The sequence below is a fragment of the Paenibacillus elgii NBRC 100335 genome (genome assembly GCF_004000865.1).
In the GTDB taxonomy this organism is placed as follows: Bacteria; Bacillota; Bacilli; order Paenibacillales; family NBRC-103111; genus Paenibacillus_G; species Paenibacillus_G elgii.
Map to the genome: position 1 here is coordinate 37,389 of NZ_BIMB01000010.1, position 17,593 is coordinate 54,981.

Annotated in this window: 20 protein-coding genes; 19 read left to right on the plus strand and 1 reads right to left on the minus strand. The window is 58.1% G+C overall.

The features are described 5' to 3' along the window. The first annotated feature begins 74 nt into the window (after positions 1-74). From PEL01S_RS34445 to PEL01S_RS10035, 19 genes are all read left to right on the plus strand, one after another. Complete coding sequence (locus tag PEL01S_RS34445) at positions 75-251, plus strand: hypothetical protein (RefSeq protein WP_157244003.1); 177 nt, start codon at positions 75-77, stop codon at positions 249-251. Positions 252-497: 246 nt separating this feature from the next. Beyond that, complete coding sequence (locus PEL01S_RS09955; protein ID WP_127460184.1) at positions 498-2,240, plus strand: methyl-accepting chemotaxis protein; 1,743 nt, start codon at positions 498-500, stop codon at positions 2,238-2,240. Positions 2,241-2,310: 70 nt separating this feature from the next. Continuing rightward, the gene (locus PEL01S_RS09960; protein ID WP_010499904.1) at positions 2,311-2,544 is read left to right on the plus strand and encodes a hypothetical protein; all 234 of its coding nucleotides are present in this window, start codon (positions 2,311-2,313) and stop codon (positions 2,542-2,544) included. Positions 2,545-2,735: 191 nt separating this feature from the next. Beyond that, entirely contained in the window at positions 2,736-3,380 is a 645-nt protein-coding gene (eutL, locus tag PEL01S_RS09965; RefSeq protein WP_127460185.1) for an ethanolamine utilization microcompartment protein EutL, read from the plus strand. Positions 3,381-3,419: 39 nt separating this feature from the next. Further along, positions 3,420-3,923 (plus strand): BMC domain-containing protein, encoded by a 504-nt coding sequence (locus PEL01S_RS09970; RefSeq protein ID WP_239551521.1) that lies wholly within the window; start codon positions 3,420-3,422, stop codon positions 3,921-3,923. 18 nt (positions 3,924-3,941) lie between these two features. Then, positions 3,942-5,438: an acetaldehyde dehydrogenase (acetylating) gene (locus tag PEL01S_RS09975; RefSeq protein ID WP_127460187.1), complete on the plus strand. Its 1,497-nt coding sequence runs from the start codon at positions 3,942-3,944 to the stop codon at positions 5,436-5,438. A 76-nt stretch (positions 5,439-5,514) separates the two neighbouring features. Further along, positions 5,515-5,802 (plus strand): ethanolamine utilization microcompartment protein EutM, encoded by a 288-nt coding sequence (gene eutM / locus PEL01S_RS09980; RefSeq protein ID WP_010499900.1) that lies wholly within the window; start codon positions 5,515-5,517, stop codon positions 5,800-5,802. A gap of 5 nt (positions 5,803-5,807) precedes the next feature. After that, on the plus strand, positions 5,808-6,596 hold the full coding sequence (gene pduL, locus PEL01S_RS09985) for a phosphate propanoyltransferase (protein WP_127460188.1): 789 nt from the start codon (positions 5,808-5,810) through the stop codon (positions 6,594-6,596). Between the two features lie 6 nt (positions 6,597-6,602). Further along, positions 6,603-7,463, plus strand: a complete 861-nt coding sequence (locus PEL01S_RS09990) for a hypothetical protein (RefSeq protein WP_127460189.1) — start codon at positions 6,603-6,605, stop codon at positions 7,461-7,463. Positions 7,464-7,476: 13 nt separating this feature from the next. Further along, a complete protein-coding gene (locus PEL01S_RS09995; protein WP_010499897.1) occupies positions 7,477-7,758 on the plus strand; it encodes a EutN/CcmL family microcompartment protein in 282 nt (93 codons plus the stop codon). 9 nt (positions 7,759-7,767) lie between these two features. Further along, complete coding sequence (gene eutS, locus PEL01S_RS10000; RefSeq protein ID WP_010499896.1) at positions 7,768-8,109, plus strand: ethanolamine utilization microcompartment protein EutS; 342 nt, start codon at positions 7,768-7,770, stop codon at positions 8,107-8,109. Between the two features lie 3 nt (positions 8,110-8,112). Continuing rightward, entirely contained in the window at positions 8,113-8,553 is a 441-nt protein-coding gene (locus tag PEL01S_RS10005; RefSeq protein WP_127460190.1) for a EutP/PduV family microcompartment system protein, read from the plus strand. Between the two features lie 156 nt (positions 8,554-8,709). Continuing rightward, positions 8,710-10,152 (plus strand): sensor histidine kinase, encoded by a 1,443-nt coding sequence (locus PEL01S_RS10010; RefSeq protein WP_127460191.1) that lies wholly within the window; start codon positions 8,710-8,712, stop codon positions 10,150-10,152. Between the two features lie 55 nt (positions 10,153-10,207). Beyond that, the gene (locus tag PEL01S_RS10015; RefSeq protein ID WP_127460192.1) at positions 10,208-10,801 is read left to right on the plus strand and encodes an ANTAR domain-containing response regulator; all 594 of its coding nucleotides are present in this window, start codon (positions 10,208-10,210) and stop codon (positions 10,799-10,801) included. Between the two features lie 19 nt (positions 10,802-10,820). Beyond that, positions 10,821-12,299, plus strand: a complete 1,479-nt coding sequence (locus PEL01S_RS10020; RefSeq protein WP_127460193.1) for an ethanolamine ammonia-lyase reactivating factor EutA — start codon at positions 10,821-10,823, stop codon at positions 12,297-12,299. Next, positions 12,296-13,657, plus strand: a complete 1,362-nt coding sequence (locus PEL01S_RS10025) for an ethanolamine ammonia-lyase subunit EutB (RefSeq protein WP_127460194.1) — start codon at positions 12,296-12,298, stop codon at positions 13,655-13,657. The genes PEL01S_RS10020 and PEL01S_RS10025 overlap by 4 nt, the downstream gene beginning before the upstream one ends. A gap of 36 nt (positions 13,658-13,693) precedes the next feature. Further along, entirely contained in the window at positions 13,694-14,665 is a 972-nt protein-coding gene (eutC, locus tag PEL01S_RS10030) for an ethanolamine ammonia-lyase subunit EutC (protein WP_127460195.1), read from the plus strand. Between the two features lie 101 nt (positions 14,666-14,766). Continuing rightward, positions 14,767-14,895 carry a hypothetical protein gene (locus tag PEL01S_RS35190; RefSeq protein WP_010499887.1) on the plus strand — a complete coding sequence of 43 codons (129 nt, stop codon included), beginning with the start codon at positions 14,767-14,769 and terminating at the stop codon, positions 14,893-14,895. Positions 14,896-14,958: 63 nt separating this feature from the next. After that, positions 14,959-16,530, plus strand: coding sequence for an amino acid permease (locus PEL01S_RS10035; RefSeq protein ID WP_127460196.1), 1,572 nt, complete (start codon positions 14,959-14,961; stop codon positions 16,528-16,530). A 66-nt stretch (positions 16,531-16,596) separates the two neighbouring features. Here PEL01S_RS10035 and PEL01S_RS10040 read toward each other — a convergent pair whose 3' ends face one another. Beyond that, complete coding sequence (locus PEL01S_RS10040; protein WP_231884598.1) at positions 16,597-17,520, minus strand: LysR family transcriptional regulator; 924 nt, start codon at positions 17,518-17,520, stop codon at positions 16,597-16,599. Between the last annotated feature and the right edge of the window lie 73 nt (positions 17,521-17,593).

A 17,593-nucleotide genomic window follows, 5' to 3' on the forward strand; every position in this document is an offset into this window, starting at 1 on the left:
AATTTCGTAAAAATACGTTACAATAATGATAATGATTATCATTTTTACACAGGGAAGATAAGGGAGAGAAAAGGATGGATCTGTTACTTCCGATTACTACGGTCATATTGGTTATGTTGGGAAGCGTCTGCTTGTTCATTTCCATTGAAAATGACCGGCGCGTTCGTGAATTCAACTCGAAGAGCCTCTCCTCGCAGCGGACGCGGGAATCGGACGATTCTTCCAAACGCAGCACCGAGAGCTTCGCTTAAATTGGCCAGAAACGGTTTTGACCATAGAACAACAATGAATCGCCAGCCACCGGGAAACCGGTGGTTTTTTTGCGTTGCTCCCAGAGTTAGGAAAGCGGTTAACTGCGGGAATTTTGTGGATCTGTATAATTTTTCTAAAGTTAAGGGCGGTTCCTAACGATAATATTACTAAACGACAGCGCTGCTCCGCACGGTAGATTCGGCGGGCCAGAGCAGTATAGTTCAACGGATGAAGGAGTGCTTGCTATGAAGAATCGCAGTTTAGTCGTCAAAGCCGGATGGGTGTTGGTGATCCTGCTGATTGCCATGTCGGCCGCATTTACCACGATGTCGTATTTTCGGGAAAGAGCTATGTATTTCGAATCGTTATTGCAAATTGAAGAGGCGATGGACGCTCAACTGGAGCTGCAGAGCGCGGATATCCAAGCGGCCGGACAAAAGATGTCGCTCAGCTACGACAAATATATGGCCGACCCGGCGAACGTTCGTATTCAGGCGCAGATTGAGAAGATGCTCACAAGCCATATCGTCACCAACGGCTACTTGATGTCAACCGAGATGACGACGAAGGACAATAAGCACTATGCGAAGATGATGCAGGCCAATCGGGCCTTGAACGAACACGGTGCGAAGGTTTTGGAGGATTACGAGCTGTCGGCTCAGTTTCAGCGGGCGTATGAGGATGCGCTGAAGAAGGGGACGGGCATGACCGACGTGTATACGGATGCCTCGGGCACGTGGATTTCCATTCTGAGCGCCATTCGCACGGATAAGGGCGAGACGGTCGCCGTGTTCGGCCTCGACTTCGACTACGGCTTGATTCAATCGGATTTGAACCACGCGCTGCTGCTTAATATTTTGATCGGTCTTGTCATTGGCGGTCTGTTTATCGGGCTGATGATTTGGCTGCTGATTCGAACGGTCCGTCCGCTCAAACGGATGGCAGAGGTGTCGAAGCTTGCCGCCGAAGGGGATTTGTCCGTTTCCGTGCCGGTGAACGGACGCGACGAGATCGGGCTTGTCTCCGAGAATTTCAACCATATGGTCGAAAGCATCCGCAAACTGGTGGGCAGTATTAAAACCCATTCCGACGAAGTGGCGGAATCGTCCGATCTGCTGACCGTCAGCGCGAAGCAGACGGCCGAGGCGACCGGCGAAGCGGCCCGGGCGGTCGAAGAGGTTGCCGCCGGTGCGGAGAATCAGCTGCAGAGCGCCGAGGAATGCAAGCGGGCAATGGTGGAGATGGCTACAGGCATCGAACGGATTGCCGAATCGGCGGGCGTCGTCGCCGACCTGTCCTCCCAGACGTCGCGGGATGCGGCGCAGGGCAACGAGGTCGTGCAGCAGATGATCGCGCAGATGAACCGCATTGAGTCGGTCATGACCGAGACCGGCGGCGTCATCCACGAGCTGCGGACCCGCTCGGAGGAAGTCGGCGAGATCATGGCGCTGATTGCCGATATCGCGAATCAGACGAACCTGCTGGCGCTCAATGCGTCCATCGAAGCGGCCCGGGCGGGAGAGCACGGCAAAGGGTTCGCAGTGGTCGCCGTCGAGGTGAGGAAGCTCGCGGAGAAGTCCAAGGAATCGTCCGAGCATATTGCCGCTCTGCTACGGGAGATCGAAGCCAACACGAAGCGGGCGGTCGCCTCGATGGACGCGGGCGTGAACGAAACGTCCAAAGGATCGGCGGCCGCGGGGCAAGCCGGCGAAGTGTTCGAACGCATCCTGCATGCCATTCAGCAGGTGGCCGGCCAAGTGCAGGAGGTGTCGGCCGCTTCCGAGGAAATGTCGGCAGGCACCGAAGAAGTCGCCGCTTCCCTGGAAGAGCTCGCCCGCATCGCCCAAGAGGCCGCGGACAATACGCAGAATGTGGCGGCGTCCTCGGAGGAACAACTGGCGGCCATGGAGGAGATTTCCAGTGCTTCGGGCCATTTGAAGGAAATGTCCGTTCTGCTGCAGCGGCAGGTGAATGCCTTCAAGCTTTAATAAGATTCTAAAGCTCCTTTCCTCCGAATAAGCTGTAGTATGGATATTCGGAAACGGGGGAGGAACAAAAATGAAGCGAATTACGGCACGGCGGATCGGATGGGTCATCTTCGGCTGCATGCTGGCCTCCGCCGCCGTGCTGCTGTATCTGCAAATCGTAGGCGAGCTGATGCTTGGCATCGCGCTGGTGGGCATAACGTTTGCGCTATCTATGGGCCTGTTGTGGATGTCCGAGCTTGAGGACGAGGCGGCCGAACGGGAGAAGAAAAAAGGCCGAATAAGCCGGTTTGAGCGGTCAAGGTAAAAATTGTGACGGCCTAGATCGATGACAGCGCTTGCAATATCGAGTGATTTGTTTTACAATTCAATCATGAACACCAATAAAAAAATAGCATGAAGGCAACGGTGCCTTTGGATCGGAGAACGCGTTCACGTGTTCTTCAGTCCGGGGCGCCTTTTTGTCGTCTTTTGATGTATGCAGCGGAGGTGAACCAAGTGAAGCAGCCGATTCGAGCCGTGCCGCTGGCCGTCCGCATCATTCCGAATGTGGATCTGGAGCTGGCCCGGAAGTTGGAGCTGAAGCCGGACATCCGGAGTCTGGGGATGTTAACGTCGAGCATCGATGACGTTGGCTATACGGCGCTGGACGAGGCGACCAAGAAGGCGGCGGTGGAAGTCGTATATGCCCGTTCCTTTTACGCGGGATCGGCGCATGCCTCGGGTCCGCTCTCGGGGGAATTTATCGGGATGCTGGGCGGCCGGACGCCGGCCGAGGTGAAGAGCGGGTTGGACGCGGCTATCGCTGTGATGGAGAACGGCGCGTGCTTTTATTCCTTGAACAGCGAGGGCACGCATGCGTACTATGCTCACGTCATTTCGAGAACGGGTTCTTACTTGTCCCAGGTGGCGGGCATCGCCGAAGGCGAGCCGCTCGCGTATTTGATCGCGCCGCCGCTCGAAGCGGTGTACGGCTTGGATGCCGCATTGAAGGCGGCGGACGTCAGGCTGTGCCAATTTTACGGCCCGCCGACGGAAACGAACTTCGGCGGCGGCTTGCTGACGGGCAGCCAGTCCGCTTGTACCGCGGCGGCGAGCGCTTTTGCCGATGCCGTTCTCAGCGTCGCGCGGGAGCCGAAATAATCTGGTTAACGAAAGCGGGTGATGGAGATGACACAGTCGATGACAGCGTTGGGACTTATCGAGACGATCGGCGTACCCGCCTTGATCGCTGCGGCTGATGCGGCGGCGAAGACGGCGGACGTCCGGGTTATGACGTTTGAAAAAGCGGATGCAGGACTCATTACCGTATATATCGTAGGAGATGTCGCCTCCGTTCGGGCGGCCGTAGAGGCAGGCGGAGAAGAAGCTCGCAGGGTAGGCAAGCTGGTCGGGACGCATGTGATTCCGCGGCCGGATCTTTCCGTTTCGGCGATGCTGGAGAGCATATGGCGGAAGAACGCCCCGGCGGAGCCGAAGCCGGCTAACGACGAGGCGGCAGCGGATGAAGCGGCGGAGCTTTCCGGGACGGAAGGCGGGGAATCCGCCGAGGCGCTGGCCAAGCTTTCGCTGCAGCAGTTGCGCGAGCTGGCCCGTACCACCCCCGGATTCCCGCTGAACGCTTCCGGCATCAACACGGCGGCGAAGGCCGAGCTGATCCGGTTGCTTACGGAGAAGAAGGACTGAAGGGAGTGAGAACCCGATATGAAGCTGGACGCCGATTTGCAGGCGATACAGGAAGTGCGCAGCCTTCTGCAGGAAGCGGGTCAAGCCCAGAAGCTGCTGGAAAAAATGACTCAGTCACAGATTGACGACATCGTCGCTGCGATGGCCCGGGCGGCCGAGGCGGAAGCCGTACGGCTGGCCGAAATGGCCGTGGAAGAGACCGGGTACGGCAAAGTTGCCGATAAGACGGCTAAAAATCTTTTCGTCGCCCGAAACGTTTACGGCTCGATGAAAGACATGAAGACGGTCGGGATCGTCCGTAAGGACGACGAGCGCAAGGTATGGGAAGTGGCGCAGCCGGTCGGCGTCGTCGCCGCGATCATCCCGTCGACCAATCCGACGTCGACCGTCATGTTCAAGTGCATGATCGCGCTGAAAGCGCGCAATGCGATCGTCATCAGTCCGCATCCGTCGGCGCTGCGCTGCTCGCTGGAAGCAGCCAAGGTGATGCGGCAGGCGGCAGAGAAGGCGGGGGCTCCCGCCGGCTTGATCCACTGCTTGTCGAAGCCCTCGGTCGAGGCGAGCAATGAGCTGATGCGGCACAAGCGGACGGATGTGATCCTGGCGACCGGCGGCACGGCGATGGTCAAGGCCGCTTACAGCTCGGGCAAGCCCGCGTATGGCGTCGGGCCGGGCAATGTCCCGGTGTACGTGCACCACAGCGCGAACCTGTCCCGCGCGGTCAGCTTGATTTTGCAAAGCAAGACGTTCGATTACGGCACGATTTGCGCTTCGGAGCAGGCGATTGTCGCCGACGCGTCGATCAAGCCGCAGCTCGTCGAAGAGCTGAAGCGGCAGGGCGCTTATTTTCTGGATGAGGAGCAAAAGCGCAAGGTCGGCTCGATTCTGACGATCGGCAAAGGGTTGAACCCGAAGGTCGTCGGCCGTTCGCCGCAGGTGATCGCGGAGATGGCGGGCTTTACCGTTCCGCCGGAGGCGCGGGTATTGATCGCGGAAGAAACGGGCGTCGGGCACGCGTATCCGTTCTCCGTAGAGAAGCTAAGCCCGGTGCTGGCGCTCTACACCGTAAAAGATTGGCTGGAGGGCTGCAGCCGCTGTATGGAGCTGCTGGAGCTCGGCGGACTCGGGCATACGCTCGGCATCCACTGCGAGAACGAATCCGTCATCGAGGCGTTCGGGCTGGAGAAGCCGGCCTCGCGCATCGTCGTCAATTCGGGCACGACGTTCGGCGGCATCGGCGCCACGACCGGCATTACGCCGTCGTTTACGCTGGGCTGCGGCTCGTTCGGCAACAATATTACGTCGGACAACATCGGTCCGCAGCATCTGCTCAACATCAAGCGCGTCGCCTTTGGCATCCGCGAGATGGATATCGCCCCCGCGGCGGCGCAGGCGGTAGAGAGGACGATGGAAAAGCTGCAGCCCGAAGCCTCCGCTAATCCGGGGATTTCGCGCGAGGATGTTCTGCAGATCGTCCGCAGCGTGCTATCTGAATTACAACTGGAAGCCAAGTAAGTTTCACTCGGTAAGTTAATCGGATAAGTTCCATTTTGCATTATAAACTACTTTTTATTCCAGGGAGGAATAGACAATGGCAGGAGAATTGGCAGCACTCGGAATGGTAGAAACGAAAGGACTCGTAGGATCGATCGAAGCGGCGGATGCGATGGTCAAAGCGGCAAATGTTAAATTGATCGGAAAAGTGCATGTCGGCGGCGGTTTGGTGACGGTCATGGTGCGCGGCGATGTAGGCGCAGTAAAAGCGGCTACGGATGCCGGCGCGGCAGCTGCGGAAAAAATCGGCGAGCTGGTTTCCGTGCACGTCATTCCGCGTCCTCACACGGATATTGAATTCATTCTGCCGAAGCTTGAAGGCTAATCCCTATGGCGCTGATTACGGAAACGAGTCTACGCAGCCGATTGGCGCAGGGGCTCCCGAATCCGTATCCGATCGCGGCCGGGGACCTGCTGACGCCGGCGGCCAATGATTTTCTGAAAAGCCGGGGCATCGCCATCCAGCGTCTGAAGGCCGAAGCTCCGGCGGCTTCGCCTGTGGAGCCGGCGCCCGATGCGCCGGTCCTTCCCGTCGGCGTCTCGGGCCGGCACGTGCATTTGTCGCCGGAGCATGTCGAGGCGCTGTTCGGCGAGGGCTACCAGCTTACCCCGCTGAAGGAGCTGTCGCAGCCCGGACAATTTGCCGCCCAGGAAACGGTTACGCTGATCGGTCCGAAGGGCGTTCTGCAGAACGCCCGCATTCTCGGACCTTCGCGCGGGGCGTCCCAGGTTGAGATTTCCCGGACAGACGGCTTTGCGCTCGGCGTGAAGCCCCCCGTCCGGCTGTCGGGCGATCTGGAAGGCACGCCCGGCATCACGGTGGCCGGCCCGAAGGGCGCGGTCGTACTGACGCAGGGCTTGATCGTCGCCAAAAACCATGTCCATATGTCGCCTGACGACGCCCAGAGGTTTGAGGTGTCCGACGGGGACCGCCTCATCCTGCAGACCCGCGGCGACCGGCCGCTAGCGTTTATGGACGTTGTGGTCCGGGTGAACCCGCGCTATGCGCTTGACGTTCATCTCGATACGGATGAAGCCAACGCCGCTCAATTGAACACCGGGGACACGGTACAAATGATCGGCAAAAACGGCGTGTTCACGCGTGTGGAAAGGGGGTAGCGAAGGATGGAAATCAAACCGATGATCGAATCGATCGTCCGTGAGCTGGTGCAGGCGATGCAGGCGGAGCAGGCGAAAAAGCCCAAAGTGCTGTATCTGTTCTGCGACAGCACCGCGCACGAAGCGTTCACGGATCATTTTATATTGCTCAAAAACAGCGGAATCTGCTACGATATGCTGTTTCTCGACGGAGAAACATCTTCATGGCTCGGCCTGCATAAAATCGAATGCGCCGGTCCGGGCAAAATCATTGCCGCCGACGAATACGCGCCTGCGCCGCTGGAGCTGCCGCTCGAATACGACGGGATCGTCATTCCCGAGATCGATGTGGATAACGCCGCGAGGGCTGCCCAGGGGCTGAAAGGGACGGTGAAGGCGGAAATTTTGTTTTCCGCGCTCGTCTTGAATAAGTTCGTGCTGATCGGGGACGATATACCCGGATTGAAACGGGCGGACCGGCGTACGCTGAAAACGCTGACGCTGCCGAAGCCTTACGTCAAGCTGTTCGAGCGCTATAAACGCGAGCTTGCGGATCTCGGCGCGGAGTTCGCTCCGCAGAAGCTGCTGGCGGAAGCGGTCGTGCGCAAATGCGGTGTGGCGCAGCACCAGCCGGACAAAGAGGCGCCGGCTCGCAGTACATCGTCGCCGGAACCGGTAAGTGCTCAAGCCGGAATCACGAATGGCAGTACGGCAGCGGCAGGCAGTACCGTGTTCGAAGGCAAGCTGCTAACCGCCGAATGGGTGAAGCGGCAGACGGATACCGCACCGGACGTGCGGAAGCTGATTCTGGGCAAGGGAACGATCGTTTCGCCGCTGGCGGCGGATTTGCTGAAGGAGAAAGACGTCGCGGTCCAGTATGCGGAGTAAAGGGTGAAGTCCTATGTTTATGGGGAAAGTGATCGGCAGCGTGTGGGCCACGCAGAAGGAAGAAGGCATGGACAACCTGAAGCTGATGGTCGTCCAGCCGATGGATTTCAAGGACCGCGAAGCGGGGCAGCCGGTCATCGCCGCAGACCGCATCGGAGCGGGCGTCGGCGAGAATGTGATCGTGTCCCGGGGGAGTCCGGCCCGCGTGCTGTTCAGCGGTAAAATGGTGCCCATCGACGCCATGATCGTCGGCATTGTAGACAGCTTCGAAGTCGGCGACGACAGCGGCGGTTAGGAGGAGCGTATGGAACAGGAGAAACAGCGGGTCATTCAGGAATATGTACCCGGCAAGCAGCTTACGCTCGCACATGTCATAGCCAACCCTGATCCCGTGCTGTACACAAAGCTCGGGATCGAGAAGGCGAGCGCGATCGGCATTCTGACGTTAACGCCGACAGAAACGGCGATCATCGCGGCGGATATTGCCACGAAAGCCGCGAACGTCGATATCGGCTATTTGGACCGCTTCACCGGCTCTCTGGTCATCGTGGGCGACGTATCGGCGGTCGAAATGGCCATCGAGTCGGTCAACGACTTTTTGCACGAGAAGCTGAAATTTTCAATTGCTCCTTTGACGAGGTCGTAAGCCATGCGTAAAGTCATGATCATCGGCGCCGTAGGCGCCGGCAAGTCGACGTTGGTCAAAGCGCTCATGGGTGAGCAGGAAGCGGCGGTCAAAACGCAAAGCCTCGTATTTCACGACTGGCTGATTGATACGCCGGGAGAGTACAGCGAGAATCCGCTCTACTATCGTTCACTGATGGCGACATCGCATCAAGCGGCGGCGATTTTGCTCATACAGGATGCGACCCGCGGCCGGAACTATTTTCCGCCCGGGTTTTCCGGGGGCTTTCCGATTCCGGCCATCGGAGCCGTTACGAAAATCGATCATCCGAAGGCCGATCCGGACCGGGCAGTCTCGCTGCTCCGGTCATCGCTGCCTCAAGGCGAGATCCTCTTGACGTCGGCGGCTGGCGGCGAAGGCATAGCCGAGCTGAAGGAGCTGCTGCTGGGCATGATGAACCGATAGCTTCGAGCGTGTAGCCATTGGTACGAAAGGGAAACCTACCGGCAAGCGAAGGATATAGGAAGAAATTTACCTGATGTAAGGGCTTTCTTCGCAGCGCGGTTTGTGTAACAATAAAATCGGTGCATGTACAAATCGATACGTCGTGAGGGATTGCTTATGCATTCGATTGCCGAACTGTGCGCGGAGCGCACCCTTTTATCTACAGAAGAAGTGGAAGTTATTATAGATTTGTCGCGACATTTGCAAGTGTTCGCCGACGTGTTCCAATCGGACGTGTTCATCGATTGCCCGCTTGCAGATCAAGGCACGGCACTCGTCGTAGCCGAAGCGAGGCCAACGACGGCCCCGTCGCTCTATCGCTCGTCGGTCGTCGGGATGCACGCTTATGCGCACAACGAGCCAGCCGTCATGTTTTGCCTGCTGTCCGGCCAGCCGGTCATCGGTTCCCGCGGAATATCCCAGGAGCAGATCGCGATGCGGCAAAATGTCGTTCCGATCCGGGCCAAAACCGGCCGCGTGATCGGCGTGCTGATCATGGAGCAGGACATTTCGGAGATCGTCGAGCAGGAAAAAAACGTGGAGCGGCTGCGCGAAACGACGGAGCAGCTCAGCGAAACGCTGCTTGCGGTCGCTTTATCGGAAAGCAGCGTCCAATCGCTCATGCACGAGGGCATCGTGCTGTTCGACGGGCAGGCGCATGTCACCTATACGAACCCGCGAGCCCGGGAAATGCTGCAGGAGATTGGGCACGGCGGCGCGCCGGAAGGCTCAAGTCTGGTCCAGCTGTTTTACGGCAAGCTTGATCGCGATTCATTGCTCGCACCGACCGGAATCGTTCGCCAGGAGCTTGTGATCGGGCATGTCGCGCTGGAGCTGAAAACCGTCTCGATTAACCGGCAGCAGCAGGGAGCCCTTGGGCTGATGCTGATCCGGGACATCTCGGATTTGAAGGAAAAAGAGAAGCAGCTCGTCATTAAATCGGCTGTCATCAAGGAGATTCACCACCGGGTCAAAAACAATCTGCAAACCGTCTCCAGCCTGCTTCGGCTGCAAATGCGCCGGACAAAGCTGGAAGAGGTCGAGAAAATATATCGCGACAGCATCAACCGCATCAACAGTATCGCCGTCATCCATGAGATGCTGGCTTACGACGGGCTGGAAACGATCCAGTTCAACGATGTGCTGGATCGCATCGCCAAAAATGTCGTCTCCTCCACGACCAAGCCGGATCAAGCGATCCGCATCGCCATTTCGGGGGATACGTTGACGCTGCCGTCCGACATCGCCACCACGCTGGCGCTCGTCTCCAACGAGCTTGTGCAAAATTGCGTGACGCATGCGTTCGTCGACCGCGAGCAGGGAGACATTCGGATCTCGCTCTATTGCAGCGGGCAGATCGTGCGCATGGAGGTAGCAGATAACGGCATCGGGCTGCCCGCCACGGGCGAAGGTGCCCGCAAAGGCCATCTCGGGTTGAAAATTACGGAAACGCTTGTGCGCGAAAATCTCGGAGGTCTCCTGCAGATGGCTTCCACCGGGGAGGGCACACAGGTCACGATTACATTTCCGCTTTTCCCGGCGGAGCCGAGGCCGGTCTAAACCCCGCCGATCAAGCGGCAGATCATATTCGTCGGACTTATGAGGAGGTGTCAGGATGAAGAACTCGATCGTCGTCGTGGATGACGACCCGATCATTCGAATGGATATCCGCGAAATGCTGGAGGAAGAAGGCTATGCGGTGGCGGGGGAAGCGAAAAACGGCGAGGAAGCGATCGAGCTCGTCGCCGAGCTTAAGCCCGACCTGGTCATTATGGATGTGAAAATGCCGGTGATGAACGGCATCAAAGCGTCCCGCATCATTCGCAGTCTGCATGACACGGAAACGTCGGTCCTGCTGCTGACGGCGTACAGCCAGAAAGAACTGGTGCAGGACGCCCGTAGTGCCGGGGTTGCCGCCTATTTGGTCAAACCGGTGTCGGAGGAGGACTTGATCCCGGCGGTCGAAATTGCGCTCAGTCAGAAGGAAAGGATCGACTCGCTTAAAAAAGATCTGGAGCAGCTCAAGCAGTCGATCGAGGAGCGGAAACGGATCGAGAAAGCGAAAGGGATCGTCATGAAAACCTTCGCGCTGGATGAAGAAGAAGCGTACCGGAAAATGCGCGCCGCTTCGATGGCGGAAAGCATTCCGCTGATCAAGCTGGCGGATGGAATATTGAAGGACGGACCGCAGCGCTGGTTCGGTTCTTGAAAGAGCGGTGAGCAGACGCATGGAGCCACAATGGATTACCAGCGTAGGCATCGATATCGGCACGAGCACGACCAAAATGATCGTCAGCCGTCTGAGGCTGGTGCGGACGTCAGGCGCGCTCAGTCTTCCCCGCTTTGACATCGCGCAGCGGGAATTGATCTACGCGAGCCCGATCCACAGCACGCCGCTGCTCGGCGAGGACGAGGTGGATGCGGAGCGGATCTGGGCTATTCTGACCGATGAATACGAGCGGGCCGGCGTCCGGCCGGAAGAGCTGAAATCGGGCGCGGTGATCATTACCGGCGAGACGGCGACGAAAGCAAACGCGCGGCGGATCGTGCACCTGCTGGCCGAGCGGTCCGGGGACTTCGTCGTCGCGACGGCCGGAGCCGACCTCGAAGGGCTGCTGGCCGGCAAAGGCGCCGGAGCGGATCGCCGCTCGCTGGAGGTACGCGGCGCCGTCGCCAATATCGACATCGGCGGAGGGACGGCCAATGCAGCCGTGTTTCACCGGGGAAAAGCGGTCGGCACGGTGACGTATCATATCGGCGGACGCCTAATCGAGCTGAACGCCGGGGGGACGGTGACGAGTGTCTCGCCGTCGATCCGCCCATGGCTTGAGGCTGCCGGATACCGGCTGGAGCCGGGGCATACGGTCAGCTACGCGCTGCTTGAGGACCTGTGCCGGGCGATGAGCCTCGCCATGCTCGATGATTTGGCGGGCATGACGGCTCCCGAAGAGCGCGATGCGGTTCGCAAGCTGACGCTGGGTGCTCCGCTGCCGCAAGTGCCGCCGATCGAAGAATGGACGGTATCCGGCGGCATCGGACGGCTAATGGAGGAAGCGAAGCCGCAGAGCTTGGCCGAAGCCGCCAAGCATGGCGATATCGGACCGCTGCTGGCGCATACGCTTAAAGCGTGCGCCGCGCGGTATCCGATCCGGCTGGCGGTGCCCGACCAGACCGTCCGGGCGACGGTCATCGGAGCGGGCATGCAGAGCACGGAGATCAGCGGAGCTACCGTCCATCTGGACTCTACGCTGCTGCCGATTCGCAACCTCCCGGTGTGCAAGCTGGAGCTAACGCTATCGCTGCTCGAACAGCCGGCTTCGCTTGCTGCGGCTGTCGGGCAGACGATGCAGAGCGGCGCAGCCTTGTTCGAACGGGACGCCTCGCCGCCGTTCGCGCTGGCTTTGGCCGGGCTTGAACATTGCGGCTACGCCTCGCTTCAGCGATTGGCCGACCGGCTGAGCGAAAGCTTCACAGACTATTTTCCGGACAGCCGGGTGATGGTCGTCGTTTGCGACACCGACATCGCCAAGGCGCTCGGTCAATCGCTCGAAAAACGGCTAAAGGAACGGACGAAGATCGTGTGCATCGATCAGATCAAGGTCGAGCACGGCGACTATATCGATTTAGGGGAACCGATTGCGGGCATTATGATTCCCGTGGTCGTCAAGACGCTGGCGTTTCATGGCAGAGAGGGGGACCGACATTGAAGCTGAAAACCGCTTTACTCGGCAAAACATTTCAATTTCGCGATTTAAAAGACGTGATGGCCAAGGCTAACGAGGAAAAATCCGGAGATCAGCTTGCCGGGATTGCGGCTGAGGATGCCAAGGAACGGATGGCGGCCAAGCTGGTGCTGTCCGAGCTGACGCTGGCGGACATTCGCAACCATCCGCTGCTGCCGCCGGAAAACGACGAAGTGTCGCGGATCATCGAGGAAGGTGTCAACGAGAAAATCTACGCGGAAATCCGCAACTGGACCGTAGCCGAGCTGCGCGAAACGCTGCTGCGGCACGAGACGGGCAACTCTGAAATCCGCCGCATCAGCCGGGGACTTACCAGCGAAATGGTAGCGGCTGCCGCCAAGCTGATGAGCAACCTCGATTTGATGCAGGCAGCATCCAAGATGGAAGTGACGACTCACTGCAACATTACGATCGGGCAGAAGGGCGTACTCGCGGGCCGGGCCCAGCCGAATCACCCTACGGACAACATCCAGGGCATGAAAGCGTCTTTGTTCGAAGCGTTAAGCTACGGAATCGGGGATGCCGTTCTCGGGATCAATCCTGTCATCGATTCGGCGGATAGCGTGAAGGAGCTGTTGAACGCGACCAAAGAAGTGATGACCAAGTGGCAGATACCGACCCAAAACTGCGTGCTCGCGCATGTGAAAACGCAGATGCGGGCGATCCGGCAGGGCGCTCCCGCCGACATGATGTTCCAGAGTCTGGCAGGCACCGAAGCGGGCAACAAAGCGTTCGGTATCGACGTGGCGCTGCTCGATGAGGCGGACGACTTGATCCGGCGCGACGGGACGGGAACCGGGCCGAATCTGTGGTATTTCGAGACGGGACAGGGCTCCGAGCTGTCTGCCGAGGCGCATTATGGCATCGATCAGGTGACGCTCGAATCGCGGTGTTACGCGCTCGCCAGGAAATATAACCCGTTCATGGTCAACACGGTTGTCGGCTTCATCGGACCGGAATATTTGTACGATTCGAAGCAGGTTATCCGCGCTGGACTGGAAGACCATTTCATGGGCAAGCTGCAGCAACTGCCGATGGGCGTGGACGTCTGCTACACGAACCATATGAAAGCGGACCAGAACGATATGGACAATTTGTCTGTGCTGCTGACCTCCGCCGGCGTCAACTTCCTCATCGGCGTGGCGATGGCGGACGACTGCATGCTGAATTACCAGTCCACGAGCTTTCACGATATCGCCACGCTGCGGGAAATGATGGGGCGACGCCCCGCGCCGGAATTCGAGCGCTGGCTGGTCAAGATGGGCATTATGGAAAACGGACGCCTGACCCCGCTGGCCGGGGACCCGACACTGTTTATGTAGCCATTCGTATAGCGCTGCGAGAGGAGGAGAGAAGCGATGACCATTTCATTGGACCGGCTTGTCGATCAAGTGATGGCGGAGCTGGAGAAGAAGCTTGGCACGGCCGGATTGCCGGACAAAAAAGATGCGCCGGCTCCTAAAAGCACAACGGAAGCAGGCGATTCACAGCAAGACACGGCCCCAAGCACAGGAGGCGGTAGCCAAGAGCATACGCGCCAATCTCCTATGACGGACGCCGGCTTCCATGCGGAGGAGCCCGGTATCCTCGGCTTCGGCGATTCGGCGTCGCATAATGTCCCGAATCCGAAGTGGGCCGAAGGCATGAACGAGCTGCTGGCCAACACGCCCGCGCGGATTGGCGTATGGCGGGCGGGAACGCGGCCGTTGACCCGGGAAATCCTCAAATTCCGCTGCGATCACGCCGCCGCCGTCGATTCCATTTACGGCGAAGTTAATCAAGCAGTGCTGGACGAATTCGGCATGTTTACCGTGGAGACGCGCTACGGGAACACCGAAAATTATTTGAAGCGCCCGGACATGGGTCGGATCGTAACGGACGAGGGCATAGAGCTGATCCGCAAGCGGTGCGTCATGAAGCCGCAGGTACAGGTGGTCGTTTCGGACGGCTTGAGCGCCAACGCGGTCGATGCCAATTTGCGTGACGTCTATCCGTCCTTGCTGGATTCGCTCGAAGCCTACGGCTTGAAAACCGGCACCCCGTTTTTCGTGCGCGGCGGACGCGTGGCTGTTATGGACCAGATCGGCGAGCTGCTGCAGCCGGAGGTGCTCGTGCTCTTGATCGGCGAGCGGCCAGGGCTGGTGTCGTCAAAATCGATGAGCGCCTATATGTGCTTCCGCCCCCGGCAAGGAACGGTGGAAAGCGACCGCACCGTCGTCTCCAACATTCACCGCGGCGGCACGCCTCCGGTCGAAGCGGGCGCCCACATCGGCACGATCCTGAAAAAAATGATTGAACAGCAGGCAAGCGGAGTCCGCTTGGAAATCTAACAGGAAAACGCTTGCAAAAAAAGACATGTTCGCAGACGAACCCGCATAACCGTGAAAGAGAGCTTGCCAATCCAATGCGCCGGGGAGGGAGGTGAGACTGCATGGCTATGACGATCGGAATCGTATTGATCGCCGTCACTTGCTTGTTTGCTTTGTGGATTGTCCGGCTTGCCGGAAACAGCATTCGGACCTACGACGAAAGCGAGCATGAAAGCTTCCTCGGAAAATAAGCCGACCGGACCGGACCTTCCACTGTCATCCTGTTGTTATCCTTATGAAGGAGGCTGGGAACCATGAGCGAACATCTCCATCATCATCACGACAAGGACAAACAAGATTTGAACAAGTTCGGCTACGCGCAGGAGCTGCTGCGCAGTATGGGCGGTTTTTCCAACTTTGCGATTTCGTTCTCGATCATCTCCATCCTGACCGGCGCGGTATCTTTATACGGTCACGGCTTAACGTACGGCGGGCCGGGCATGATGGGCTTCGGTTGGCCGATCGTTGCGCTGTTCGTCATGTTCGTAGCTGCGGCTATGGCGGAGCTCGCTTCCGCAATTCCGACGGCCGGGGCGCTGTACCACTGGGCAGCCATTCTCAAAAACAAGCGCTGGGGCTGGTACACGGCGTGGATCAATCTGATCGGTCAGATCGGCATCGTTGCCGGGATCGACTACTCCGTCGCGCTCTTCGCCGATCCGCTGCTTGGCGGCGTGTTTGGCTACACCTCCAACAATACGACCGTTCTCATCGCCTTCACGGTCATTCTGCTTACCCACGGTATTCTCAATCACATCGGCATCCGCATCGTCGCCAAGCTCAATGATTTTTCCGCCTGGTACCACATTATCATCGTCGCAGTACTTGTCGTCTCCCTGGCTTTTTTTACGAAAAACGGTTTGAACAGCGTCGATTATTTGTTTAAAGTTGGCGAGACGTTCTCCGACAAGCCTTACCTGTTCGCTTTTCTGATCGGGCTGCTGCAAGCGCAGTGGACGTTTACGGGCTACGACGCCTCCGCCCATACGATTGAAGAGACGATCAATCCCCGCGTCCGCGCGCCTTGGGGCATTTTCACCTCGGTTGCGTATTCGTTTGCCATCGGTTTCCTGATGCTCGCTTTCGTTACGCTCTCGATCAAGGACGCAGCCGCAGCCGCCGGCTCCGAGAACGCGTTTATTTATGTCATCAGCCAGGCGTTAGGCGGTACATTCGGTTCCGTCGTGCTGTGGCTCGTTACCGCCGCGATGTGGTTTTGCGGCTTATCCTCCATTACTTCGTTTTCCCGGATGATGTACGCCTTCTCGCGCGACAAAGGTATGCCGTTCAGCAGCCAATGGGCGCAAATCTCCAAAAAATTCCGCACGCCGGCCAAAGCGATCTGGCTTGCGATTATTCTTTCGTTCCTGCTGGCATTCGTCGATTATATCATCAAGACGGTCAACCCGGACGCGGCCTATACAACGATCGCGTTTCTGACCGCCGTCAGCGTCGTTGGCTTGTACGTGGCCTACGGCATCCCGATTTGGCTGAAGCTCCGTGCGAAGGCGCAGGGACGGTTTCAGGAAAAGCATCTCGGCCCTTGGAACCTCGGCAAATACAGCGATTTCGTGTCCGTGGTGGCCTTGATCTGGATCGTCTTCATCTGCATCGTCATGGTGATTCCGCCGAACGAAACGGCCGGCTATGCGCTCGCCGCCATGCTCCTCCTGCTCGTGATCATGGATGTGGCCTATTACAAAAATCATTTCCCCGGTCCGCTGGCTGCGCTGAATACGTCGATGGAAGACATTTTGCGGCGTGAACGGGAATTGGAGCAAGCGGGAAGCCCCGGCACCGGCTCAGGATTTTCGCACAAAGCTTGATATGACATAAAATGCAAAAGCCTCATGACCGGCGAAATCACCGGTATGAGGCTTTTGAGCTTGCGCTCACGGTTTTAAACCCGTGAACTCTTCGTAGGACCAATCCTTCGCATGTCTCAGCGTGATTTCGATAAACGCGGTCAGGGCTGGGGAGAGCCATTTATTTTTGTGATAAATCATTTGGGAGAAAACCTTTCTGAAGCTTCCTTCGAACGGAATGAGCCTGAGTTTATGGTCGCGCAGCTCTTCCATTACGGCCAACAGGGGCAGGCAGGCGAAGCCCAAGCCGCTGGCGACGCAGCGCTTCATCGCTTCGATGCTCCAGAGCTCCATAATGTGCGAGGGGGTAATGTGCCTGTCTCGCAAATACTCTTCAAACATCGTTCGGTAGCTGCAATCCCTCTCGTTGGCAATGAGGCATTCCTCCAGCGTCCGGTTGTGATAACGGCTGTCCAGGGCGGTGATCGGATGATCGGGACTTCCGATGACGACAATCGGCTCTTCCGCTAACGGATGCACGACCAGATCGCTCTCCTGAAGCTCTGGAACGATGAGAAAGGCGACATCCGCGTCCCCGCTCAGCAGCGCTCTTTTGTTGGCTCCGCATGTCGCGTTGCTCAGCCTGATGCTGACGTGCGGGAATCGTTTTCGATACTCTCTTAAAACCGGCTCCAGGCGATAGACAGTCAGCGATTCCGGAGCGGCAATCCGCAGCTCGCCTTTCAACTCTCCCGTTTCGTTAGCCATATTTTCGATTTTCTCATACGTTTTCAACATTTCCTGCGAATACTGCAAAAGGCGGCTGCCGGTTTCCGTCAAGCGGATTTTTCGTCCCAGCCGGTCGAACAAAGGGGAGCCCAAATGGTCTTCCAGCGCTTGAATGTGCGAGGTGACGGTGGACTGGGTATATCCCAATTGCTCGGCCGCATGGGTGAAGCTGCCGCATTCGATAATCTTCTTGAACGTAATAAAATGGCGTATTTCCATCATTACACCCTCCTTTACTGAAAGGTCTGGCTCCATATTATCATAAAAATCAATGGATTGGTTCGATAATTTCAAT